Origin of the sequence: Staphylococcus carnosus (assembly GCF_900458435.1) — a bacterium.
Lineage (GTDB): Bacteria > Bacillota > Bacilli > Staphylococcales > Staphylococcaceae > Staphylococcus > Staphylococcus carnosus.
This window is the reverse complement of sequence record NZ_UHCT01000001.1, coordinates 1,723,065-1,747,759: the sequence shown is the minus strand read 5'-3', so window position 1 is coordinate 1,747,759 and position 24,695 is coordinate 1,723,065. Positions and strand designations below refer to the sequence as shown.

The 24,695-nt window shown below is 35.9% G+C and carries 28 protein-coding genes; 23 read left to right on the top strand and 5 right to left on the bottom strand.

The window, feature by feature from the left end:
* The first annotated feature begins 42 nt into the window (after positions 1-42).
* From DYE31_RS08360 to DYE31_RS08330, 7 genes are all read left to right on the top strand, one after another.
* Complete coding sequence (locus DYE31_RS08360) at positions 43-807, top strand: dihydroorotate dehydrogenase electron transfer subunit (RefSeq protein WP_015900070.1); 765 nt, start codon at positions 43-45, stop codon at positions 805-807.
* Positions 804-1,721, top strand: a complete 918-nt coding sequence (locus tag DYE31_RS08355) for a dihydroorotate dehydrogenase (RefSeq protein WP_015900071.1) — start codon at positions 804-806, stop codon at positions 1,719-1,721. The genes DYE31_RS08360 and DYE31_RS08355 overlap by 4 nt, the downstream gene beginning before the upstream one ends.
* Positions 1,721-2,425 (top strand): orotidine-5'-phosphate decarboxylase, encoded by a 705-nt coding sequence (pyrF, locus tag DYE31_RS08350; RefSeq protein WP_015900072.1) that lies wholly within the window; start codon positions 1,721-1,723, stop codon positions 2,423-2,425. The genes DYE31_RS08355 and pyrF overlap by 1 nt, the downstream gene beginning before the upstream one ends.
* Position 2,426: 1 nt before the next feature.
* A complete protein-coding gene (gene pyrE, locus DYE31_RS08345; protein WP_015900073.1) occupies positions 2,427-3,038 on the top strand; it encodes an orotate phosphoribosyltransferase in 612 nt (203 codons plus the stop codon).
* Between the two features lie 22 nt (positions 3,039-3,060).
* Complete coding sequence (locus DYE31_RS08340) at positions 3,061-3,252, top strand: hypothetical protein (RefSeq protein ID WP_015900074.1); 192 nt, start codon at positions 3,061-3,063, stop codon at positions 3,250-3,252.
* 345 nt (positions 3,253-3,597) lie between these two features.
* Complete coding sequence (locus DYE31_RS08335) at positions 3,598-3,999, top strand: VOC family protein (RefSeq protein WP_015900075.1); 402 nt, start codon at positions 3,598-3,600, stop codon at positions 3,997-3,999.
* Between the two features lie 148 nt (positions 4,000-4,147).
* Positions 4,148-4,927 (top strand): tyrosine-protein phosphatase, encoded by a 780-nt coding sequence (locus DYE31_RS08330; protein ID WP_231839060.1) that lies wholly within the window; start codon positions 4,148-4,150, stop codon positions 4,925-4,927.
* A gap of 78 nt (positions 4,928-5,005) precedes the next feature.
* Here DYE31_RS08330 and DYE31_RS08325 read toward each other — a convergent pair whose 3' ends face one another.
* Positions 5,006-6,718 carry an Rqc2 family fibronectin-binding protein gene (locus tag DYE31_RS08325; RefSeq protein WP_041612964.1) on the bottom strand — a complete coding sequence of 571 codons (1,713 nt, stop codon included), beginning with the start codon at positions 6,716-6,718 and terminating at the stop codon, positions 5,006-5,008.
* A 180-nt stretch (positions 6,719-6,898) separates the two neighbouring features.
* Here DYE31_RS08325 and gmk point away from each other — a divergent pair, with 180 nt between their 5' ends.
* Together gmk and rpoZ are read left to right on the top strand one after the other, a co-directional pair.
* Positions 6,899-7,522, top strand: a complete 624-nt coding sequence (gene gmk, locus DYE31_RS08320; RefSeq protein ID WP_015900078.1) for a guanylate kinase — start codon at positions 6,899-6,901, stop codon at positions 7,520-7,522.
* A complete protein-coding gene (gene rpoZ / locus DYE31_RS08315) occupies positions 7,522-7,752 on the top strand; it encodes a DNA-directed RNA polymerase subunit omega (protein ID WP_015900079.1) in 231 nt (76 codons plus the stop codon). Before gmk ends, rpoZ begins: the two co-directional genes overlap by 1 nt.
* 46 nt (positions 7,753-7,798) lie before the next feature.
* Here rpoZ and DYE31_RS08310 read toward each other — a convergent pair whose 3' ends face one another.
* Entirely contained in the window at positions 7,799-8,113 is a 315-nt protein-coding gene (locus tag DYE31_RS08310; RefSeq protein WP_015900080.1) for a thioredoxin family protein, read from the bottom strand.
* Positions 8,114-8,333: 220 nt separating this feature from the next.
* Between DYE31_RS08310 and coaBC the strand changes: the two genes are divergently transcribed.
* The 5 genes from coaBC (at position 8,334) to DYE31_RS08285 (ending at position 14,321) form a co-directional block, all read left to right on the top strand.
* Positions 8,334-9,545, top strand: coding sequence for a bifunctional phosphopantothenoylcysteine decarboxylase/phosphopantothenate--cysteine ligase CoaBC (coaBC, locus tag DYE31_RS08305; RefSeq protein ID WP_015900081.1), 1,212 nt, complete (start codon positions 8,334-8,336; stop codon positions 9,543-9,545).
* On the top strand, positions 9,546-11,954 hold the full coding sequence (gene priA / locus DYE31_RS08300) for a primosomal protein N' (RefSeq protein WP_015900082.1): 2,409 nt from the start codon (positions 9,546-9,548) through the stop codon (positions 11,952-11,954). It abuts the gene before it with no gap.
* Positions 11,955-12,333: 379 nt separating this feature from the next.
* On the top strand, positions 12,334-12,966 hold the full coding sequence (locus DYE31_RS08295) for an NAD(P)-dependent oxidoreductase (RefSeq protein WP_015900083.1): 633 nt from the start codon (positions 12,334-12,336) through the stop codon (positions 12,964-12,966).
* Between the two features lie 196 nt (positions 12,967-13,162).
* A complete protein-coding gene (locus DYE31_RS08290; protein ID WP_015900084.1) occupies positions 13,163-13,888 on the top strand; it encodes a tyrosine-protein phosphatase in 726 nt (241 codons plus the stop codon).
* A gap of 115 nt (positions 13,889-14,003) precedes the next feature.
* Positions 14,004-14,321, top strand: coding sequence for a hypothetical protein (locus tag DYE31_RS08285; RefSeq protein ID WP_015900085.1), 318 nt, complete (start codon positions 14,004-14,006; stop codon positions 14,319-14,321).
* A 100-nt stretch (positions 14,322-14,421) separates the two neighbouring features.
* Here DYE31_RS08285 and DYE31_RS08280 read toward each other — a convergent pair whose 3' ends face one another.
* Positions 14,422-14,718 (bottom strand): hypothetical protein, encoded by a 297-nt coding sequence (locus DYE31_RS08280; RefSeq protein ID WP_015900086.1) that lies wholly within the window; start codon positions 14,716-14,718, stop codon positions 14,422-14,424.
* A gap of 200 nt (positions 14,719-14,918) precedes the next feature.
* Here DYE31_RS08280 and DYE31_RS08275 point away from each other — a divergent pair, with 200 nt between their 5' ends.
* The 9 genes from DYE31_RS08275 (at position 14,919) to DYE31_RS08235 (ending at position 23,854) form a co-directional block, all read left to right on the top strand.
* Complete coding sequence (locus tag DYE31_RS08275) at positions 14,919-15,407, top strand: peptide deformylase (RefSeq protein WP_015900087.1); 489 nt, start codon at positions 14,919-14,921, stop codon at positions 15,405-15,407.
* Positions 15,400-16,332 carry a methionyl-tRNA formyltransferase gene (fmt, locus tag DYE31_RS08270; RefSeq protein ID WP_015900088.1) on the top strand — a complete coding sequence of 311 codons (933 nt, stop codon included), beginning with the start codon at positions 15,400-15,402 and terminating at the stop codon, positions 16,330-16,332. The genes DYE31_RS08275 and fmt overlap by 8 nt, the downstream gene beginning before the upstream one ends.
* Positions 16,329-17,639, top strand: coding sequence for a 16S rRNA (cytosine(967)-C(5))-methyltransferase RsmB (gene rsmB / locus DYE31_RS08265; protein ID WP_041612966.1), 1,311 nt, complete (start codon positions 16,329-16,331; stop codon positions 17,637-17,639). Before fmt ends, rsmB begins: the two co-directional genes overlap by 4 nt.
* Positions 17,639-18,733: a dual-specificity RNA methyltransferase RlmN gene (rlmN, locus tag DYE31_RS08260; RefSeq protein WP_015900090.1), complete on the top strand. Its 1,095-nt coding sequence runs from the start codon at positions 17,639-17,641 to the stop codon at positions 18,731-18,733. Before rsmB ends, rlmN begins: the two co-directional genes overlap by 1 nt.
* Positions 18,734-18,739: 6 nt before the next feature.
* A complete protein-coding gene (locus DYE31_RS08255; RefSeq protein ID WP_015900091.1) occupies positions 18,740-19,483 on the top strand; it encodes a Stp1/IreP family PP2C-type Ser/Thr phosphatase in 744 nt (247 codons plus the stop codon).
* The gene (pknB, locus tag DYE31_RS08250) at positions 19,483-21,522 is read left to right on the top strand and encodes a Stk1 family PASTA domain-containing Ser/Thr kinase (protein WP_041613111.1); all 2,040 of its coding nucleotides are present in this window, start codon (positions 19,483-19,485) and stop codon (positions 21,520-21,522) included. The genes DYE31_RS08255 and pknB overlap by 1 nt, the downstream gene beginning before the upstream one ends.
* Before the next feature lie 137 nt (positions 21,523-21,659).
* The gene (gene rsgA, locus DYE31_RS08245; protein ID WP_015900093.1) at positions 21,660-22,535 is read left to right on the top strand and encodes a ribosome small subunit-dependent GTPase A; all 876 of its coding nucleotides are present in this window, start codon (positions 21,660-21,662) and stop codon (positions 22,533-22,535) included.
* Complete coding sequence (rpe, locus tag DYE31_RS08240) at positions 22,535-23,188, top strand: ribulose-phosphate 3-epimerase (protein ID WP_015900094.1); 654 nt, start codon at positions 22,535-22,537, stop codon at positions 23,186-23,188. The genes rsgA and rpe overlap by 1 nt, the downstream gene beginning before the upstream one ends.
* Before the next feature lie 24 nt (positions 23,189-23,212).
* The gene (locus DYE31_RS08235) at positions 23,213-23,854 is read left to right on the top strand and encodes a thiamine diphosphokinase (protein ID WP_015900095.1); all 642 of its coding nucleotides are present in this window, start codon (positions 23,213-23,215) and stop codon (positions 23,852-23,854) included.
* 82 nt (positions 23,855-23,936) lie between these two features.
* Here DYE31_RS08235 and DYE31_RS08230 read toward each other — a convergent pair whose 3' ends face one another.
* Both DYE31_RS08230 and rpmB read right to left on the bottom strand, forming a co-directional pair.
* Positions 23,937-24,299: a hypothetical protein gene (locus DYE31_RS08230; protein ID WP_015900096.1), complete on the bottom strand. Its 363-nt coding sequence runs from the start codon at positions 24,297-24,299 to the stop codon at positions 23,937-23,939.
* A 182-nt stretch (positions 24,300-24,481) separates the two neighbouring features.
* Positions 24,482-24,670, bottom strand: a complete 189-nt coding sequence (rpmB, locus tag DYE31_RS08225; protein ID WP_015900097.1) for a 50S ribosomal protein L28 — start codon at positions 24,668-24,670, stop codon at positions 24,482-24,484.
* Positions 24,671-24,695: the final 25 nt, after the last annotated feature.

The following is a 24,695-nucleotide window of genomic DNA, read 5'->3' as shown; positions in this document are numbered from 1 at the left end:
GAACGACAGCCAAGCAATTTATATTGAAGGAGGATATTTGCGGTGGAAGAAAATATTATCGTATCCAATCAGGAAATTGCGGACCGCATTTTCGAAATTAAAGTAAAAGGCCCTGTGACTCGGAAAATGAAACAACCTGGTCAATTTGTGCATATTAAAGTAGGAGAAGGTTCATTGCATATGTTGCGCAGACCTATTTCAATTTGCCATATCGAACCAGAACTTGATACATTTACGATGTTATATCGTGCAGAAGGTGCTGGAACACAGCGTCTATCTGAGATGAAAGCAGACGATACGATTGATATCATTGCACCTTTAGGTAACGGCTTCCCAATTGAAAAAGCAGAACGTAAAGCTTTATTAGTCGGTGGCGGTATCGGTGTTCCTCCACTTTATGAATTATCAAAACAATTAAATCGACTTGGTATTGAAACTGTACACGTCCTTGGATTCAGAAGTAAAAAAGATGTCTTTTACGCAGAACAATTTGAAAAATTAGGAGAAACACATATCGTAACAGAAGATGGTTCGATGGGGACCAAAGGTTTTGTGACGAATGTGATTTCTGATATTCCTGTAGATTACGATATTTACTATACATGCGGGCCTAAACCAATGTTGAAAGCAATTAAAGAACATGAGAAACTTGCTGATGTTGAAGGCTTTTTATCTTTAGAAGAACGTATGGGATGTGGAATTGGTGCTTGTTATGCGTGCGTATGTCATACACCTGAGTCTGATACAAGTTACGTAAAAGTTTGTACAGATGGACCGGTATTTGAGAAAGGAGCAGTCATCTTATGAGCCGATTAAATGTTGAATTACCTGGATTAGATTTGAAAAATCCTGTTATGCCCGCAAGTGGTTGCTTTGCTTTTGGTGCAGAGTTCAGCCAATTTTATGATTTAAGCGAACTTGGTGCAATCATGATTAAAGCTGCTACAAAAGAAGCGCGTTATGGTAATGAAACACCGCGTGTAGCTGAAACAGATAGCGGTATGATTAATGCAATTGGTCTGCAAAATCCTGGTGTACATCATATTATTGAACATGAATTGAAAAAACTTGAACAATTTGATGTACCGATTATTGCAAACGTAGCAGGTTCTGTTGAAGAAGATTATGTTTATGTAGCAGAACATATTTCGAAAGCACCCAATGTCAAAGCATTAGAACTGAATATTTCTTGCCCGAATGTCAAAGAAGGCGGAATGCAGTTTGGCGTTGATCCGCAAGTGGCTGCTGAATTAACACGTAAAGTAAAAGCAGTTTCTGAAGTGCCTGTTTATGTTAAATTGTCACCGAATGTGACAAATATTGTAGAAATGGCCAAAGCAATTGCTGAATACGCAGATGGTTTAACAATGATTAATACATTAGTGGGCTTACGTATTGATGGAAAATCTGGCAAACCGATTATTGCGAATACAATTGGCGGATTAAGTGGACCAGCCATTAAACCAGTTGCGTTACGTATGGTTTATGAAGTGCGTAAAGCAATAGATATCCCTATCATTGCAATGGGCGGCGTGCAAAATGCACAAGATGTTATAGATTATATTTCAGTTGGCGCAAATGCAGTAGCAGTCGGCACAGCAAATTTCCAAAATCCAATGGTTTGTAAAGAAATCATTGATGAATTACCAACATTGTTAGACAAACTTGGTGTAGACCATATTAATGAATTGTACGGAAGAACTCATGAGGTGATGAAATAATGACAAACACAAATTTACCTTTACCGATTATTGCACTTGATTTTGCAACAGCAGAAGAAGTGGAAAATTTCTTAGATTTATTTGATGAACCTTTATACATCAAAATCGGAATGGAACTTTATTACCAAACTGGACCAGAATTAATCAATCGTATTAAAGAACGCGGGCATCATCTCTTCTTAGATTTGAAATTACATGATATTCCAAATACTGTAAAACAAGCTATGGCAGGGTTAGGTCGCTTAAATGTAGATTTAGTTAATGTCCATGCTGCTGGAGGCACAGAAATGATGCGTCAAGCAGTCGAAGGTTTGCGCAGTGTAAATAAAGATACGAAGATTATTGCAGTTACTCAATTGACTTCTACTACTGAAGAAATGTTGAATAAAGAACAAAATATCCAAACTTCGATTGAAGAAGCTGTTCTAAATTATGCTAAATTAACAAAACAAGCTGGTTTAGACGGTGTAGTATGTTCACCTTTAGAAGCAAAATTATTAACTGATGAGCTTGGATCAGACTTCTTAAAAGTGACGCCAGGTATTCGTCCGGCTGATTATGCTCAAGATGACCAAAAGCGTATTACAACACCAGACGATGCGCGTAAATTAGGTTCTACACATATTGTTGTGGGACGTCCAATTACACAAAGTGACGATCCTGTCGCAAGTTATCATCAAATTAAAGAAAGTTGGTTAGGTTAATATGTCAAAAAAAATTGCACAATCATTATTAAATATCGGAGCAGTAGCACTTTCACCCAATGATTTATTCACATGGAGTTCTGGTATCAAATCACCTATTTATTGCGATAACAGAGTGACTTTAGGCTATCCAGCAGTACGCAATGAAATTAGAGATGGCTTGATTGATTTGATTCAAACACATTTCCCAGAGGCTGAAGTTGTATCTGGAACAGCGACAGCGGGCATTCCGCATGCGGCTTTTATTTCTGAGAAATTAGAAATGCCGATGAGTTATGTGCGTTCTAAAAGTAAAAGTCATGGTAAACAAAATCAAATCGAAGGTGCACCAAGCAAAGGCAAAAAAGTAGTTGTAGTTGAAGATTTAATTTCAACAGGCGGTTCATCATTAGTAGCTGCTGAAGCATTAAAAGAAGCAGGTGCAGATGTGTTAGGCGTTGTTGCCATCTTCACTTATGGATTAGCTAAAGCAGATACAATGTTCAAAGAAGCAGACCTTCCTCTATACACTTTAAGTAATTATAATGAATTGATTGATGTGGCTGAAGACGAAGGGAAAATTTCTACTGAAGATATTAAGTCTTTAGTTGAATGGCGCGATAATTTAGCATAAGATGTACTTGGAGGGGATGACCATGTCCAATACAAATGCTCAGACAGCACAAAATCCATTTGCGCATTTAAACAAATTCTTATCAGCAAATGAGGATTATCGCAGTCAAGATGACAACCAAGAAAATGCAGAAAATCATTGGTTATCAAATGAACAAAATAAAAATATATTCAAAAAAGCAAAATCAGATATTAAAGATAAAGGTTATATTTAAAAATTGAGGCAATGCAGTCCGTAATAAACTACTGGTTATACGAATCGGCGGTTTATAGCGGGCTGTTTTGTTTCTCTGAAAAAAAGAGACGCCAATGCTTCAAAAAGAAACACAAGCGTCAATATCTGTTATCTAAGATACCATCTAACAAAGAGGTAGCCGAGTAAAACAATTAATACCATAACTATAATAGGCCAAATTAAATAAGACACGAAAAATCATCCTCCATTTATATTATCTCGAATCGGCTTTTACTTATCAATTTTTAACAAACGTATTATACTATGAATAGTGGAATACATATACTGAAAAGGGTTTCGGTATGCAAAAAGTAGGAGGGGTATTGTGCAAATTCCAAAAGTTACTACATTTTTAATGTTTGATAATCAAGCAGAAGAAGCAATTGAATTATATACATCACTATTTGAAGATAGTGAGATTATTTCTATGGTGAAATATGATGAATTCGGCAGCGGTGAAGCTGGTGCTGTACAACATGCAATCTTTCGTTTGAAAGATCAAATTTTAATGGCAATTGATAACACAAATGGAACTGAAATTCCTATGAACCCATCTATTTCATTATTTGTAACTGTAGATAATGCAATGGAAATGGAACGTCTATACAGCGGTTTGAAAAAAGGCGGCGCTATTTTAATGGCTAAATCTGAATTAGGACCTTACCGTGAGTTTGCATGGGTACAAGATCGTTTTGGTGTTAACTTCCAACTTGCATTAATGGATTAATATTTAAAATAATTAAATTTTTGAAATGAAAGCTCTTTCCAGTGGATACTTCGTAATCACTTTGGGAAGAGCGTTTTTTTATGCCGTTCATTATAATAATATTGTATAATTATATAATGATATACAATATTATTGGTGGAGGTGAGTCATGATGATTGATATGCATAGCCATATTCTTATTAATGTCGATGATGGCGCACAAAACAGCAAAGAAGCAGTACAACTTATTCAACAAGCAATAGATGAAGGTATCACTGGTATTATCGCAACACCTCATTTTACATCTCATTATCCTAATTCTTTTGAAAAGATTAAGTTGAAAATAAAAGAATTATGTAACCTAAAAGAAATCCAACATACAAAAATAAAAATTTTTCCTGGGCAAGAAGTCAGAATAAGCGAGGATCTGATTGAACATATTCATAATGGAAATATTAAAGGCTTGAATCACTCACGTTATCTTTTAATCGAATTTCCACCGAATGAGATTCCAAATTATACACAGTCAATATTTTCTGAATTACAAGAAATGGGTTATGTGCCGATAATTGCACATCCTGAACGAAATCAAGCGATAATGCAAGATATGAATCTGTTATATGAATTAGTGAGTTCAGGTGCACTTAGTCAACTTACTTCATCTTCAATTGAAGGGTATTTTGGAAGGGGATTGCAAAAAGCATCTATTGAAATGATGGAATGCAATCTTGTTCATTTTATTGCTTCAGATGCACATCACATAGAGTACAGACCATTCATAATGCAATCATTGTTTGAGGAAAAAAGGTTAATCAAACTACAACCTCAATTGTCCGAGTTAATACAAAATGCTGAAGCAATTATTCATAATCAAACAATAAAGCGTAAAACACCTCTGCTTCCTGGAAAAAATGGTAGTTTTAGAAAGTTTCGTTTTTTTAATAATTGAAGCAAACAACTTCATAATTATATGAAATAAAAGCAGTAGAACAGAAATTGTAATTTCGTTCTACTGCTTTTATTCAAGTTATTTTACATTGACTGCGTTGTTTTTCATTTCTTGGATTTTATCGTAATCAGGTGTGGCATATAATGTCTTCTGATTATCATAAGTAACAAAACCAGGTTTTGCTCCTGAAGGCTTGTGAACGTTGCGGATTTCTGTGAAATCTACTGGAACTTGTGCAGAACTGCCTGCTTTAGAAAAGTAAGCTGATAACATTGCAGCTTCTTCTATTGTTGACTCACTCGGATCATCCGCAAAAATAACTACATGTGATCCTGGAATGTCTTTTGTATGGAACCACAAGTAACCTTTTCTTGCTTTTTTATTGGTTAAATAATCATTTTGTTTATTATTTTTACCTACATAAATTAAATCTCCATCAGTAGAGAGATACGTTTGCAGTTGAATTTGCGGTTGTTTCTTTTTCTTACGGTTATTACGTTGTTTCATAAATCCTTGTTCCGCTAATTCTTCACGAATTTCATCTATGTCTTCTACAGTAATATGTGCCAGTTGTTGTTCTATTGATTCAAAGTAAGTGATATTTTCTTCAGTTAACTGAATTTGACGTTCTAATTCATGTTCACGTGTTTTTAAGCGATTGTATTGTTTGTAGTAATACTGTGCATTAACTGAAGGAGACTTAGTCGGGTCTAACGGAATAGTTACATCTTCACCTGTATAGTAATTTTGAGTTGTTAAAGATTTGTCGCCTTGTTGAATACGATATATATTTGCAGTGATTAATTCGCCATATAGTTGTTGTGTTTCTTTTGATTGTGTTCCTTCATACTCTGCATGTAATTTTGTAAGTTTATTACGGTTTTTCTGTAACTGTTGCTGTACGAATTTTACTAAATCATTGGCACGTTGTTTCACTCGTTCGCGTTCACCACGTGCATCATAGAAACGATCCAGCAATTCATCTAATGAACTATAAATCACACTATCGTCATAGAATTGTTTTAAACGCATGAAATAAAAATCTTCTTTTCCAGTTTCATGGTTTTTGTGGAAAATAGGTACAGGTTCTAATTTTGTTTCAGCCATCACTTCATCATAAGCAGCAGGCAATGTATCAGAAGTCATAAACTGACGACGTTCTGTAATTTCTTTGGTAATAAGCGGACTGAAACCTTCAAAATTCTGAAGTAACTGACGGGCAATATTTCCTTGGTTAAAATCGATATACTTCAGTACTTCTTGACCTGATACTTCGTAAGGATTCAATTTATTTTGTGTTGGCGGAGCTTCATATTGAAAGCCCGGCATTACAGTACGGTATTGATTAGTATTTGGTGTCAGATGTTTAAATCCTTCAATAATTTTACGGTTATCGTCAACAAGGATTAAGTTACTGTGTTTACCCATAATTTCTAAAATGACAGTACGATATATTTTATCTCCAAGTTCATCTGTACTTTGAATGTCGATTTCAATATGTCTGTCGTTACCGATTTGGCGAATATCTTGAATAATACCACCATCTAAATGTTTACGGAATACGCGCGTAAACATAGGTGGATCGAAAGGGTTATTATATTTCTTTTCAGTAATGTGCATACGTGAAAAGTTTGGATGTATTGAGAGTAATAATTGATGGTTTTTTCGGTTCTGACGCACAACCATAATAATGGTATCATTATCAGGCTGATTGATTTTATGAATGCGTCCATCTTTGAGAAACTGAAGTTCTTCGACCATCTTTCTAGTAAAAAGGCCATCATAAGCCATTGTCATCAGCCACCTTTAGTAGTTTCGTTGTACTTAATACGTTCTTATTATTGTATCATGCAATGATAGAGTTGACACGTGTAGGGCTTGTATAGAATTTTGCATATGGCATCTATACAATTTTATAATAGATATGGTATCATTATATAATACAACAATAGCTTAGAGAGGTCGTAAGGCATGGATAATGAAAAAGGTTTACTGATTGTCTTATCAGGTCCATCTGGAGTCGGCAAAGGCACGGTTCGTAAAGAAATATTTGATGATCCTGCAACATCATACAAATATTCTATCTCAATGACGACGCGTGAAATGCGTGAAGGCGAACAAGATGGCGTTGATTATTTTTTCAAGACAAAACGAGAATTTGAACAACTCATTGCTCAAGATCAGTTCATAGAGTATGCAGAGTATGTAGGAAACTATTACGGAACACCTGTTCAATATGTAAAAGACACGATGGACCAAGGACACGATGTCTTCCTGGAAATTGAAGTCGAAGGTGCGAAACAAGTACGCAAAAAATTTCCTGATGCACTATTTATCTTCCTCGCACCGCCAAGTTTAGACCACCTAAGAGAACGTTTAATCGGTCGCGGTACTGAATCTGATGAAAAAATTCAAAGCCGTGTCAAAGAAGCGCGCAAAGAAGTCGAAATGATGAATCTTTATGATTATGTCGTGGTAAACGATGAAGTAGAGCTCGCGAAAGAACGTGTTCAATCTATCGTAGCAGCTGAACATCTAAAACGAGAACGTATCGAAGCAAAGTATAGAAAAATGATATTGGAGGCCAAAAAATAATGTTATACCCACCGCTAAACCAACTCACTTCAAAAGTAAGTTCAAAATATTTAATCGCTACAGTGGCAGCCAAACGCGCACGTGAATTATATGATAAACCTGAAACAGCACTTTTAGAACACTATCACTCAGTAAAAACTGTTGGTAAAGCTTTAGAAGAAATTGCTGCTGGTAAAATCACTCCGATTGAACCAGAATTGAATGAAAGCGAATTTGAAACAAAAGACTGATTATATAAAAATACCGTAAAAGTTGGCATTGACTTTTACGGTATTTTTATAGCATTTTAAGTTGTTCCATAGAACGATTCAGTTTTTCAAAATCAATGATGCGTGCTTGACGATGAAATTCTTTACCTTGGTTAAATAAAATCACAACTGGTGAAGTGAAGAGTGAAAGTTGTCCAGCTGCTTCAGGCATCTGGTTAACAGTAATTTGTACAGCAGGTAAATCAATATCTTCAACTAATGATTGAACTCGTGGTTGATCCGCATGGCAAACTGTACATCCATCAGACATGACAAATAAAAGTAATTTCTCATTAGTGTTGATTTCATTTTCCAAATCGTCAAATGTAGTAATGGTTTTCAATTGAAGAACTCCTTTCGTTTTTTAGTCTGAAGTTAGATTACTGAATCAAGAAGAAAAATACAATAAAAGTGACTTGCAAAGCAAAGGACTTTTTACGAATACAGTGTTAAAATAATGTATGAACATAAAAATGAGACATGTGATTTGGGTATCCATGGCCTCATTTTTTATTGTAAGTACGTGATACATAGATAGAAATCAATCATGGAGGAAAAAATCTATGAAAAATATATTATTGGCAGTATCAGGAGGCATTGCAGCCTATAAAGCCATCGACTTAACAAGTAAATTAACACAGAGCGGCTATGAAGTGCGTGTCATGTTGACTGAACATGCTCAAGAATTTGTAACGCCGCTTGCTTTTCAAGCGATAAGCAGAAACCCGGTATATACAAGTACATTTGTGGAAGAAAATCCTGCTGAAATTCAACATATTGCTTTAGGTGATTGGGCAGATGCTGTGATTATTGTACCAGCAACTGCAAATATTTTAGGTAAACTAGCCAATGGTATTGCAGATGATATGATAACTTCAACGTTATTAGCAACAACAGCACCTAAATTTGCTGCACCGGCAATGAATGTGCATATGTATGAAAACCCGCGTGTCCAACATAATATGAAAGTATTAGCTCAAGATGGCTATCGTTTTGCTGAACCGGGGGAAGGTTTCTTAGCATGCGGTTATGTTGCAAAGGGTCGAATGATGGAACCTTTAGATATCATGGCATTTGTGGAACGAGAAATGAATGAAGTTAAGGATTTAGATCAATCGACACAAAGCCAGTGGTATCAAGATAAAAATATTTTGGTAACTGCAGGTCCAACTGTAGAAGTTATTGATCCGGTACGTTATGTTTCTAATCGTGCTTCTGGAAAAATGGGATATGCTATTGCAGATGCCCTACAAAAAAGAGGAGCGAATGTCACACTTGTTAGCGGACCGACTTATCTGACACCGCCAGAAAATGTAGAATTTGTACCAGTAACAAGTGCTGAAGATATGTTTAATGCAGTGACAGAACGTTATGAAGCACAAGATATGGTATTTAAATCAGCAGCAGTTTCTGATTATAAGACATCTGAACAATTAGAACATAAAATGAAAAAGCAAAACGGAGATTTATCGATTACTTTTACGAGAACTCAAGATATTTTAAAATATTTAGGTGATCATAAAGCGCATCAAAAGCTCATTGGTTTTGCGGCTGAGACACAAGATGTCGAAAAATATGCAAAAGATAAATTAGACCGTAAAAATGCAGATGTGATTATTGCAAATAATGTCGGTGATACGTCAATCGGATTTAATTCTGATGACAATGAAGTTACTCTCTTTTTCAAAGATGATGAAGCAGTTAGTATTGAGAAAGGCAAAAAGCAGCAGTTAGCTGAACGAATTTTAGATGAATTAGAACGTAGGTGGAAATAAATGATTGCAAAGGTTATCGTTGATGTACCCGCAAAAAATGTAGACTTTACCTTTGATTATTTGATACCGGAACGACTCGCACCCATTATCCAAGTTGGCGTGCGGGTCATTGTTCCTTTTGGACCCAGAACGATACAAGGGTATGTAATGGAAATTGTAGATGAAGCTGATCCTGAACTGGATTTGAATAAATTAAAAGAAATCAAAGAGATTCAGGATATTAAACCTGAACTTACACCGGAATTGGTGAAATTAAGTGAATGGTATGGAAAATATCATGTGACAAAACGCATTTCTATATTAGAAGCAATGTTGCCGAGTGCAATCAAGGCAAAATATACGAAAGCATTTGAAATTGCAGAAGATGAATTGATTCCAGATGATTTGCTGGAAAAATTTGATAGAGAAGGTCATTATGCTTATAAGGCAGCACAACAAAATGGTGATTTAGATCGATTAGTGCCTTTAATGAAAGATGAAGCAATTCGTGAAATTACGTTACTTTCTCAAAATACGAGAAAGAAAACGCAACGTGCAATTCGAATTTCATCTGAACACAATCCAGATGATGTGTTAGCCATGTTAGAAAAACATCCGAAACAATATGATGTATATGCTTATTTGTTGGATGAACAACAACGTGATGTGCCATTAAAAGAAATTGATGAAGTGGGTTTATCACCGTCCAGTGTCAAAACATTAGAAAAAAATGGATTTGTTGAAAAATATGATGCGATTGTAGAACGAGATCCATATGCATCCCGTGTTTTTGAACAAGAAGAAAAACGTCAATTGACGCCTGGCCAACAAGAAGCCTATGATGCGATAAAAAAAGTTATAGACGAAGAAAAACAAGAAACTTTTCTACTTCACGGCGTTACTGGTTCTGGTAAGACAGAGGTTTATCTTCAAACAATTGAAGCAGTACTCCAACAAGACAAGCAAGCGATGATGTTAGTGCCTGAAATCGCGTTAACACCGCAAATGGTCTTACGATTTAAAAAACGCTTTGGAGATGAAGTAGCTGTGTTGCATTCTGCTTTGTCAAAAGGTGAACGTTATGATGAATGGCAAAAAATTCGTGATGGACGTGCGCGAGTAAGTGTAGGTGCGCGTTCGAGTGTCTTTGCACCGTTCACTAATTTAGGCATGATTATTATTGATGAGGAGCATGAAGCAACGTATAAACAAGAGGATTATCCTCGTTATCATGCAAAAGATTTTGCTTTATGGCGTTCTGAATATCACAATTGTCCTTTGATTTTAGGAAGTGCGACGCCAAGTTTAGAAACGTATGCACGTGCTGAAAAAGGTGTTTATCATTTATTGAGTTTGCCAGAGCGTGTGAACAATCAACCGCTTCCCGCAATCAACATTGTCGACATGCGTGAAGAATTAGCAAACGGGAACCGCTCGATGTTTTCCACTTCATTGCGCGAAGCGATAGAAGAACGTCTCGCCCGCAATGAACAAATTGTCTTATTCTTAAACCAGCGCGGCTACTCATCATTTGTACTATGCCGTGACTGCGGCCACGTACCGCAATGTCCGAACTGCGACATATCACTGACCTACCACAAGTCCAGCGATCAATTAAAATGTCACTATTGCGGATACCAAGAAACACCGCCAAACAAATGTCCGAACTGCGAAAGTGTGCACATTCGCCAAATGGGCACAGGTACCCAAAAAGTAGAAGAGCTCCTAAACCGCGAATTTGAAGAGGCCAAAATCATTCGAATGGATGCTGATACCACATCGCGAAAAGGCGCGCATGAAAAATTATTGAACGACTTCGGCGAAGGAAAAGGTGACATTCTACTTGGCACACAGATGATAGCAAAAGGATTAGACTTCCCAAATATTACTTTAGTCGGCGTATTAAATGCCGATACAATGTTGAACTTGCCTGACTTCAGAGCAAGTGAACGTACCTTCCAATTACTGACACAAGTATCTGGACGTGCAGGACGCCATGAAAAAGAAGGGGAAGTCATCATACAGACATACAATCCAGATCACTATGCGATCCAAGACGTACAACTCAATGATTATCTGTCCTTTTATCATAAAGAAATGAAATATCGTCAAATCGGCAAATATCCGCCGTATTACTTCTTAATCAACTTCACTATTTCGCATGTGAATATGAAGGAAGTCATGCAAGCAGCAAACCATGTGCACCAAATATTATTGCAGCATTTAACAGATAAAGCCTTAGTACTCGGACCATCTCCGGCAGCTTTAGCCCGTATAAACAGAGAGTACCGCTTCCAAATTCTTGTAAAATATAAAAGCGAACCAGAACTTCATAAAGCATTGCAGTATTTAGATGATTATTATCATGAGAAATACCTTAAAGACAAGTTGTCATTGAAGATAGATATCAACCCTTACATGATGATGTAACCGCATCATAAAACACCATAAGAGACTCCATTAAAAAGAACAAACATCATGGATAAGTGGCTATTTAGAAAGCATTTCAAGCTTTTCTATTAGGTGCTTATCCATTTTTATTTGCCTTATAAAATCACCAAAACAAGCCTATAAACCAGAGAAATGAAGCATTTTTATTGTGTGAAATATAAAAAACAGGGGTATAATAACTTAAAGTATAAACACATACAAGCACCCTCGTAAAAATGCATTGAGACACTTATACAAATAGTTGGATTTAAACCAATTACAATACTTTTTATATAACATTAGATAGGTCTTTTCAATAAGCACATAAAAAGCTATCAAAAAAGCACAACGTACGTATTCTAACGAGGAGATGATGGATTTGAAAATCGCAATCATTAGCGCTACAGGTAAACAAGGCACAATACTAACAGAAAAAGCATTGGATCGAAATCATGATGTGACAGTCTTTGTCCGTAACCACAACAAACTGCAATTCGATGTTCCATATGTAGAAAAAGATATTTTAGATATTACACGTGAAGATTTACAAGGATTTGACGCAGTATTTGTCGCATTCGGAGCACCCAAAGGCAAAGAAGAATTATATGTCGATACAACCAAACATTTCATCGAAATTCTTGCAGATGTCGACGTAAAATTGATGCTGGTCAGCGGCACTGGCAGACTGTACGTTAATAATAATAGAACATTACGTGTAGCAGACAATCCGAGTATGCCGGAATCAATCAAAGCAACCGCTCATAAAATGGCAGAAGCCTATGATATGCTTACTGAACAAAATCAATTGAAAGATTGGACAGCAGTAAGTCCAGCAAGTATGTTTGATTTTAATGGCCCTGAAACAGGCGACTATCAAATCGGAACAGATACTATTATTTTAAATTCTGAAGGTCGTTCATACGTTACTTATAGCGATTTCGCAAATGCATTTCTAGATGTAGCAGAACAAGACGCCTATCCAAACCAAGGCATCACAGTAGTTTCAGGCTAACAGCATACAAAATTGAATCCTGAATACAGTAAAAAAATTCAAATCAATGCCAGCCACCTCCTTTAAGTAAGTATCATGATCCAGCAAATTTAAGGAGGTGGTTTTCATATTTTCATCAAAACAAGTCAGCTCATACATTAAACAACCATGTAATACGGGTAAACAGAACTATGAGACTTAAGGGAGGAAGGATAAAATGATTGATTTGCATAACCACATTATTTATGACATTGACGATGGGGCACAAGATATTGAAGAATCTATAGAAATGGCAAAAGCAGCTCAAAAAACAGGTGTGGATAAAATTATTACGACACCGCATTATAAAACGGATTCCTTTATGTCAGATAAAGATGAAATCATACATAAAATGAATGAGCTAAATCAGCAGCTGCAAGCTTTAAATATAGATGTTGAAATCAAAGGCGGACAAGAAATTCATATTGAACCATATACATTAGATTATTTAGAAAAAGGGCAGTTATTATCACTTGCTGATAGTGGGAAATATTATTTAATCGAACCGCCGTTTAGAGGTTTTCCAGATTTTATTGAAACAACGGTAGATGGTTTTATTCAAAAAGGACTGCAGCCTATTATTGCGCATCCTGAACGCAATGATTATATTCGAGAACATTTGGAAGTGTTAGATGAATTAGTCGAAAAAGGCTGTTTATTACAGATGAATGCGGCATCTATATTAGGAGAATATGGTTCTGACATTCAAGAAACAGCAAAGTATATCATCGAAAATAAAAAATGCCATTTAGTCGGCAGTGATGCGCACCATGTGGATTATCGCGTGTTTTGTATGAATCAATGCTTAAACCAGATTGAAGATGTATCATTTAAAGACTATCTTATTAATAACAATCAAAAAGTATGGAATGGAAAAGAAATAGATAGCACAAAATACTTCTAGGAAAATCTATGGAGAAAAAATGTTTTGATAAGTGAAATATTCAAAATAAGTGTCGGTAAGTTTCACATACTTTGTGATAGATTTCATGTATAATGGTTAACTAAGAGGTGATAAAATGATCGTTCTTAAAACGCTGATTATTGTGTTTTCTGTCTTTAATTTCTTACATGCTATATTATTATTAACTAAAAATGAAATGATGCCGAAGAGTACATTAATCTTATTAATTGGCGGGAGTATCTTATTAGATATCGGTGCCATCATCTATCCATTTGCGGCTGCTGTGACTTTGTTAGTAATTGGTTTAGCAGCAATTCAAATTGGTGTGATTCTTTATCAGAAATTATTCAGACATAAAATCAATTATTTAGAACAAAGTGTCAGATTGGTCATTAATATTTTGATTATCGTCGCATATATTGTTTTAAGATAGTTTCTGTAATGAGTTTAAAAAGAAACATAATTTTAAAACGCACTTGCTAAAGTAACTGCCCAGTTACTCTATACAAGTGCGTTTTTGCTTTATTTCTTATTTAATTACTTAGTAAGTTCGTATTGACCGCTTCAAATCCTTTTTCTGAAATACGAATATTATCTACTTTTTCGCCATCCCAATCGCCGTCAATATAACCTTTGTCCCATAATACTTTACTATTTTCCAAGAATTCATCTAAATCTTTATCACAGAAATAATTTTCTTGGAGTGAGTATTGGTTTTTAAAATCATTAGCTTCTTCAGGCGTTGAGCCGTCATTAACTTTTTCAGTATAATATTTATAAAGCACAGCGACTACGAAAGCTTGATCGCGATTAATATCATCCAAGAACATTCACCACCTTAAATCGATACCCGTATAAACGTAAACTTTATACAATATTAATAGTATACCCATTTGAATCAATTTTGAACCTTTGTCACAACAATGTCAGTATACAAAAATGCGAGGATGGAAGATTCATGTTGTACTATCGCTTTTCAGTATGATTTACGCTATAATGTAAGGATGAATTTTTTAAGGAGACGATATAGATGGCAGTGAAACAATTAGTTCCAGCGAACAGTTCGAAGTTGCGTAAACCAGCAGCTGAAGTAAAAAAGTTTGATGATAGCTTAAAAAAGTTATTATTAGATATAGAGGATACTTTGTACGATACAGAAGCTTCTGCATTAAGCGCACCGCAAATCGGTGTTTCACTGCAAGCGGCTATCATAGATATGGAAGCAGAAGGTTTACTGCAGTTGATAAATCCGACGATTATCCGTCAGTCTGATGAAACAGTGACAGATTTAGAGGGCAGTATATCTTTTCCTGATGTGTTCGGAACAGTGACACGCAGTCAGATGATAGTCGTTCAAAGTTACGATTTACACGGAAATAAGGTAGAATTAACAGCATATGATGATGTTGCGCGTATGATTCTGCATATTGTAGATCAATTAAAAGGTATTCCGTTTACCGAAAAAATGGAAAAACAATTAACAGAAGAAGAATTGGAGGCGTATTTAGAAGATGAGTAGAGTAATATTTATGGGAACACCTGATTTCTCAACAAAAGTATTAGAAATGTTGATTGCTGAAGAAGATGTGATTGCAGTTGTCACACAACCAGACCGCCCAGTCGGACGTAAACGTGTGATGACACCGCCGCCTGTTAAAGAAGTAGCATTAGAAAATGGAATAGAAGTATATCAACCAGAAAAAATCTCTCAATCAGACGACCTTCAAACTTTGATTGATATGGAACCTGATTTAATTGTGACAGCAGCGTTCGGTCAGATTTTACCGAAATCATTATTAGATGCTCCGAAATTAGGGGCAATCAATGTGCATGCCTCATTATTACCGAAATATCGCGGCGGTGCACCGATTCATCAAGCAATTATCGATGGTGAAAAAGAAACAGGTGTCACGATTATGTATATGGCACCGAAATTAGATGCCGGCGATATTATTTCACAACAAGCTATTGAAATCGAAGCGAATGATAATGTGGAATCTATGCATGATAAATTAAGCTTTTTAGGTGCAGATTTATTGAAGAAAACATTACCGGAAATTATTAACGGCACAAATGATCGCATTGCACAAGATGATGACAAAGCCACTTTTGCTTCTAATATCAGCCGTGAAGATGAACGTATTGATTGGACGCAATCAGCAGAGCAGGTTTATAACCATATTCGTGGTTTATCTCCTTGGCCTGTGGCTTATACAAAATTAGATGATACAAATATGAAACTTTATGCAGCGCGTATTGAAGAAGGCAAAAAAGGAAATCCTGGCGAGATTCTTGAAACGACTAAAAAAGCCATTATTGTGGGAACGGGTTCTGATGATGCGATTGCGTTAACTGAAATTCAGCTTTCAGGTAAAAAACGTATGCCGACTGCTAACTTCTTAAGCGGTTATCAAGAAGATTTAGTCGGGAAGGAATTGAAATAATGGAAAATGTGAGAGCGCTGGCTTTTGAAACTTTAGAAGCGATTTTTCAAGATAAAGCTTACAGTAATTTAAAGCTGAATGAAGTACTGAAAGCAAATGAATTAAGCAGAGCGGATAAAAATCTGCTGACTGAATTGGTTTATGGCACGATTAAAAGAAAAATCACGCTAGAGTATTATTTGAAACCTTTTGTGCAGACAAGAATTAAAGGTTGGATGCGCCATTTATTATGGATGAGTATTTATCAATATCAGTATTTAGATAAAGTACCGGATCATGCGATTATTAATGAAGCGGTTGAAATTGCGAAAGTACGCGGCGGTTTGCATAATAGTAAAGTGGTGAATGGTATTTTGCGTAATATGATGCGTTCAAATTTGCCGAATCCTGCGGATATCAAAGATGATAAACAACGTATTTCTATTATGTACAGTATGCCAAAATGGATTGTGAAACACTGGGTGACGCATTATGGCGTTGACACAACAGAACGTATTGCGCAATCAATGCTTGAACGACCTGGACAAACGGTGCGTGTCAATCTTACAAGAAAAACAGTGGCACAAGCTATTCAACAATTACAAGATGAAGGCTATACGGTCGTTCAAGATTCAGATATTGAGTATTGTCTGCATGCTTCAGGCAAACCGGTAGCTGAAAGCCGTGCTTTTAAAGATGGCATTGTATCTATTCAAGATAAAAGTTCGATGTTTGTGGCTCAAATATTAGCGCCTGCTGAAGGGGATGATATTTTAGATGCTTGCAGTGCACCGGGCGGTAAAGCGTGTCAAACTGCGGAATTATTAGATGGCACAGGACATGTTGATGCGACTGATATTCATGAACATAAAATTGATTTGATTGAACATAATGTGCGCAAGCTGCGTTTGAAAAATGTGACTGCTTTTCAGCATGATGACACAAAACCTTATGAAAAAATGTATGATAAAATTTTAGTAGATGCGCCATGCAGCGGGTTAGGTGTATTGCGCCATAAACCTGAAATTAAATATATGCAAACGCCTGAAACAATTAATAATTTAGTTGAATTGCAGCTCGAAATTATGAATAATATTAAAGATTCTGTAAAGCCGGGTGGCGTAATTGTCTATTCAACATGTACAATAGAACAGATGGAAAACGAAAATGTGATTTACACATTTTTAAAACAAAACAAGGACTTTGAATTTGAACCATTTTCACATCCGAGAACGAAAGAGGAAGTAAAGACCCTACAAATCTTACCGCAAGACTTTGATTCAGATGGTTTCTTTATTACAAAGATAAGAAGAAAGGAAAATAAGTAATGATTACTACCCAAAAGAAGAAAAAGAATCGTTTTCTTCCTGATTTTGATAAACAATCAATCTATTCATTGCGATATGAAGAAATGCAGGATTGGTTGGTTGAACATGGCCAACAGAAATTTAGAGCAAAGCAGATTTTTCAATGGCTCTATGAAAAACGTGTCGATAGTATCGATGAAATGACGAACTTATCTAAAGACTTGCGAGAAGTATTAAAAGACAACTTTACGATGACGACTTTAGAAACGGTTGTAAAACAAGAAAGTCGTGATGGTACAATCAAATTCTTATTTGAATTACAAGATGGTTATACAATTGAAACTGTTTTGATGCGTCATGAATATGGAAATTCTGTTTGTGTAACGACACAAGTGGGCTGCCGTATCGGTTGTACTTTCTGTGCATCTACTCTTGGCGGTTTGAAAAGAAACTTAGAAGCTGGAGAAATTGTATCTCAAGTGTTGACGGTTCAAAAAGTGCTTGATGCGACAGATGAACGTGTTTCTCAAATTGTTATTATGGGTATCGGCGAACCTTTTGAAAACTATGATGAAATGATGGATTTCTTGAAAATCGTCAATTATGATAATGGTTTGAATATCGGCGCACGTCACATCACGGTTTCAACTTCTGGTATTATTCCGCGTATTTATGATTTTGCGGAAGAAGATATTCAAATTAATTTTGCGGTCAGCTTACATGCGGCAAATGATGAAATCCGTTCTAAATTAATGCCGATCAACCGTGCTTATTCTATTGATAAATTGATGGAAGCGATTCAATATTATCAAGAAAAAACAAATCGCCGTATTACTTTTGAATATGGTTTATTCGGCGGTGTGAATGATCAATTGACACATGCACGCGAGCTTGCGCATTTAATTCAAAACTTGAATTGCCATGTCAATTTAATTCCAGTCAACCATGTACCTGAGCGTAATTATGTTAAAACACCTAAAGAAGATATTTTCAAATTTGAAAAGGAATTAAAACGACTTGGTATCAATGCTACAATCAGACGTGAGCAAGGCTCAGATATAGATGCAGCTTGTGGACAATTGAGAGCGAAGGAACGTCAAGTAGAAACGAGGTAGAAACCTATGCTAAACGCACAATTTTTTACAGACACAGGGCATCATAGGGAGAAAAATGAAGATGCAGGCGGCGTATTTTACAACCAAACAAAACAACAGCTGCTTATTTTATGCGACGGAATGGGCGGACATAAAGCTGGCGAGGTTGCGAGTCAATTTGTAGTCAACAGAATTCAAGAAATATTTGAAGAAGAAAACCTTGTCGAAGAAAAACAAGCTGAAGATTGGCTGCGTAAAACGCTGCAGCAAATAAATAGGGAATTGTATCATTATGCTTCGACAAATGATGCTTATCGCGGTATGGGGACAACTGCTGTGGCAGCACTTGTCTTCGATAACCGTGTGGTGGTCGCTAATATTGGAGATTCTCGTGCTTATTTAGTGAACTCACGCAATATTGAACAAATCACAAATGACCACTCTTTTGTGAACCATTTGGTTATGACAGGACAAATTACTGAAGAAGAGGCATTTACACACCCTCAACGTAATATTATTACGAAAGTGATGGGAACGGATAAATTGGTCATTCCGGATATTTATGTTAAGCGAATGAAATTTTATGATTATCTCTTACTCAATTCTGATGGATTGTCTGATTTTGTACGTCCTAAAATAATCCAACAGCAATTATCACAACCCGTTTCTCTTGAAGAACAAGGTCAAGCCCTTTTAGATTTAGCTCAAGAATACCATTCTACTGATAATGTCAGCTTTGTTTTAGCTGAAATAGAAGGTGACCGGGTATGATGATTGGCGCAATAATCAGTGATCGGTATAAAATAATAGAATTTCTCGGCGGAGGGGGCATGAGTAATGTCTATCTGGCTGAAGATTCGATTTTAGACCGCAAAGTCGCTGTGAAAATGATTCATATCGCACCGCATGAAAAAGAAGAAATGATTCGTCGATTTGAACGTGAAGTACATAATACTTCACGCTTATCGCATGAAAACATTGTGAATGTGATTGATGTCGGAGAGAATGATGAATACTTTTTCTTAGTAATGGAATATATAGAAGGTCCGACTTTATCAGAATATATCAAAACACATGGCCCGCTGAGTATTGAAACTGCGGTCAATTTTGCTGAGCAAATATTGAATGGGATTCAACACGCACATGAAGCGGGGATTGTACATAGAGATATAAAGCCTCAAAATATTTTAGTTGATCGTCATAAAACGTTAAGGATTTTAGATTTCGGTATCGCAAAAGCGTTAAGTGAAACTGCTATGACACAAACAAGCCATGTTTTGGGAACTGTGCAATATTTGTCTCCAGAACAAGCTAAAGGCGAATCGACAGATATGTGCACAGATATATATTCTATCGGTATTGTGCTGTATGAAATGTTGGTTGGAGAACCACCGTTTACTGGTGAAACGGCAGTGAGTATTGCGATTAAACATATTCAAGATCCAATGCCGAATGCATCAGATAAACGTTCTGAAATTCCGCAAGCTCTTAGTAATGTAATTTTAAAAGCAACTGAGAAAAATAGGAGTGATCGTTATCAAGACACTGAAAGTATGAAAAAAGATTTAAGCAGTGTGTTGAAAACATCACGCGCGAATGAATCGAAATATATTTCTGATGAAGCTGCCGCACAAACGATTGCGATTGATAAAAATGCAATTGCTAAACAAGCGAGTCCTGGACCAGAGGCAGAAAGAAAAGAAACAAAAAAAGAATCTGAGCATTTGAATGAAACAATGCAGATTCCAATTATGCAGCAGCAGAATTTACAAAGCGGTGAAGGTCATATTTATGAAATTCCAAAGAAAAAGCGTTCTAAAAAGAAAAAGTTTTTCTTTGCGTTGATTTTTTTGATCTTACTAGCAGGTTTAATTACATTTTTAGCGTTCGGTATGTTTGGCGACAAATATACTGAAACACCTGATTTAAGAGGTAAAACAGAAGCACAAGCGCAGCAGATTTTAAAAGAGCATAATATAAAAGTAGGTAAAACTACAAGAACCTACAGTGATAAATATCAGGAAAATCAAATCGTGAGTACGGATCCTTCACCTGGAGATCGTGTTGCTGAACATGATAAGGTAAATATTGTTCTTTCAAAAGGACCGAAAAAAGCGCATATGCCTAACTTGTATGGTATGACAAAAGCAGATGCATTAGAGGCATTAAAAAAACTTGGTTTTGAAAAAATATCTATGAACCAAGAGTATTCTAAAATGAAACTTGAGCGCGGCTTGATTGAAAATCAAAATATTGCCGCTGATGCCTATGTACCTATCAAAGATACGGCGATTGTATTAACGGAGTCGTTAGGTATAAAACAAGTTTATGTTAAAGATTACACAGGTGAATCTTATGAAAAAGCTTCTAAGGAACTAGAAGAAAAAGGATTAAAACCAGTGAAAGAAAAAGAAGAGAAAAGCGATAAGATTGAAAAAGGTAAAATTATCTCTCAATCACCGACTAGCAAATCAGTAGATGAAAATTCTACGGTCACATTTGTTGTGTCGTCTGGAAAAGAGGACAGCTCAGATAGTGAAGAAAAAGAAGGCACTTCAGCAAGTTCTGATGATGTTAAACAAGTGACTGAAACGGTTAAGGTGCCTTATTCCGGAAAAGATGGCGACAGTCAAAAAGTAGAAGTTTTTGTAAGAGATAAAGATCATCCTGGTACATCTTCATCGCAAACGTATAACATTACAAGCAGTCGTTCTGTGTCTATTCCATTAAAAATAGAAAAAGGTAAAACGGCAGGTTATACTGTTCGTGTTGATGATAAAATTGTCGCAGACAAAGATGTCGGATATTAAAAGTAAGAACTTCATTTATTAATTTAAATGGAGTTCTTTTTTTATAACATACAATTTAACGCTAATATTTTCGTTAAAAGGGCCAACCTTTGATATAATGGTGTGAAGAATAAGAACGTAATAAGAGAGGTGTCTCGGTGAGAACAGGACGTATAATCAAGTCGTTAAGCGGTGTTTATCGTGTTGATTCAGATGGAGAGATGTTTGATACGAAACCGCGCGGCTTATTCCGCAAGAAGAAATTTTCTCCAATTGTAGGAGATATTGTTGATTTTGAAATTGAAAATGTTACAGAAGGTTATATTCAACACGTGCATGAAAGACAAAATGAATTAAAGCGCCCGCCAGTCAGTAATATAGATCATTTAGTGATCGTCATGAGTGCTGTTGAACCAGATTTTTCTACACAATTGGTAGATCGCTTTTTAGTCATTGCACATTCATATGGTTTAAATCCGCGTATTGTTGTGACTAAAAAGGATATGGCTTCTGATTCTCAAATTGAACGTATAGAAAAAGATTTGGATGTCTATCGTGCGATTGGATATCCAGTACAATTTGTTGGGAAAAATGATAATATTGAAACCATCTTTGATGAATGGGGAAGCGGATTGGCAGTTTTAAGCGGACAATCCGGAGTGGGTAAATCTACGTTGCTTAATGCATATCGTCCTGATTTAGCAATAGAAACGAATCAAATTTCAAAATCACTTAATCGCGGGAAGCATACAACACGTCATGTAGAGTTATTTGAACGTAAAGGTGGATTTGTTGCGGATACACCTGGTTTTAGTGCCCTTGATTTTGATCATATCCATAAAGATGAAGTAAAAGATTATTTTTTAGAAATTCAAGAATACGGACAAGGATGCAAATTTCGTAACTGCAATCATATCAAAGAACCGCAATGTAATGTAAAAGCACAAGTTGAGGCAGGTAACATTGCGCAATTTCGTTATGATCACTATGTGCAGCTTTTTGAAGAAATTGCAAATCGAAAGGAAAGATATTAATGGTTAAAATATACCCATCGCTGTTATCAGCTGACTTTTTAAACTTGAAAGCAGAATTAGAAGCATTAGAGCAAGCCGGAGTAGACGGTGTTCATTTTGATGTAATGGATGGTCAATTTGTGCCAAATATTTCAATCGGATTGCCGATATTGGAAGCAGTTAATGCGGGTACTGATTTAACAATAGATGTACACTTAATGATTGAGGACCCTGAAAATTTCATTCCGGAATTTGCGGCTAAAGGTGCAGATATGATTTCAGTGCATGCAGAAGCGACACCGCACATTCATCGTGCAATTCAACTCATTCATGCTCATGGTGCTAAAGCAGGTGTAGTTATTAATCCGGGAACGCCTGTTGCTATGATTGAACCGATTTTACATGATGTTGATTATGTATTGATTATGACGGTTAATCCTGGATTCGGAGGACAAGCATTTATTTCGCAAAATATTGATAAAGTCAGTGCACTGCATGCTTATAAAGAAAAACATGATTTAGATTTTGATATTGAAGTAGATGGCGGAATTAATGAAGTAACAGCTGAGCAATGTGTGAATGCAGGAGCAACGATGCTTGTTACGGGTTCTTACTTCTTTAAACAAACTGATTACGGCAAAGTCGTAAGCGCATTAAAAGCACAAGATAATTAAATAATTTGATGGCAGGTGAAGAAAATGAAAATCAATTTATTATGCGGCAACCGCAATCTTCCTTCAGATTTATTTAAAAATAAAGCCGACGAAACATGGGGCGGTATTGATCGCGGAGCCTTAATATTAGTGCAGCAAGAGATTCAACCTGTTTTTTCACTGGGAGATTTTGATTCTGTTAATGAACAAGAACGTGCAGAATTAAAAACAAAGTTGGATATTCATCCGGTCAAAGCTGAAAAAGCAGATACAGACCTTGGATTAGGTGTTGCTGAAGCAGTGTCTCGCGGGTTTGATGAAATCAATATTTATGGCGCTACGGGCGGCAGATTGGATCACTTTTTAGGTGCACTGCAGCTTTTGCAAATACCTGATTATTTGAAAAGAGGCATTAAGGTTTCACTTATAGATGACCAAAATGAAATTACTTATTTAGAACAAGGCATCTATCGTGTTGAAAAATGGGAGGCCTTTCCATATATTTCTTTTATACCTGCAAGAGAAAAAACAATTATTTCACTTCGTGGTTTTAAATATCCGCTAGATCAAGAATCTTTGCAGCAAGGATCTACATTGACTATCTCTAATGAGGTTGAAGAACCTGTAGCAGAGATTGAAATAGAGGCCGGTGCGTTGATTTGTATTCGAAGCCATGATAATCGATAAATAAAAAAGGATGAAACAATTTTTAGTTGAATTGTTTCATCCTTTTAATTTGATTCAAATAACATTAATAAATACCTCACGTTCAGCAATATAGTGCAGCCATTTCTTCATTATACGTTTCCTCTGGTATAATCGCACTTTTACGTTTTATGCCAATATCTTCTTTGATGATACCGTTTCTGGTTTTAACGTATTTTTTTACTTTTGCTTTGAATTTAACACGTTGATGTAAATAATCTTCGGCTAATTCATAATACTTATTTTTCTCATGAAGCCACAAATGATCTGTCTCGATGCCGTTAATCGTCACATCTTTTAACAGAATTTTGACATTAGACTTAGTAGTACTATAACGATCAAGTTGATTAATGAGAACAACTTCTTTGATGACACCAGTCACTGTAGCTTTTTTATTGAGAAGCGGTTTAAGTTCTGTACGCGACATTTCAGCACCTCTTTTCTAAATGAGCTACTTTCATGATAGCATGTTAATAGAAAAAAGTCGGTTAAAATGATTTGAATAATCTGAAAATTGAATGTTTATTTTAAATGAATTTAATTTATAAGAATATGCACATAAAAAAACGACCCGCCACATACGAGTCGTTTTTTCTGTGCATATATTTATTAAACTCTAGTAACTTTACCAGATTTTAAAGCACGTGCAGAAACCCAAACTTTTTTAGGTTTTCCGTCTACTAGGATTCTAACTTTTTGAAGGTTAGCATTCCATCTACGTTTCGTAGAGTTTAAAGCGTGTGAACGACGATTACCAGTCGATGCTTTACGACCAGTTACGTAACATTGTTTACCCATGAAAGTACCTCCTTTAATAAATATA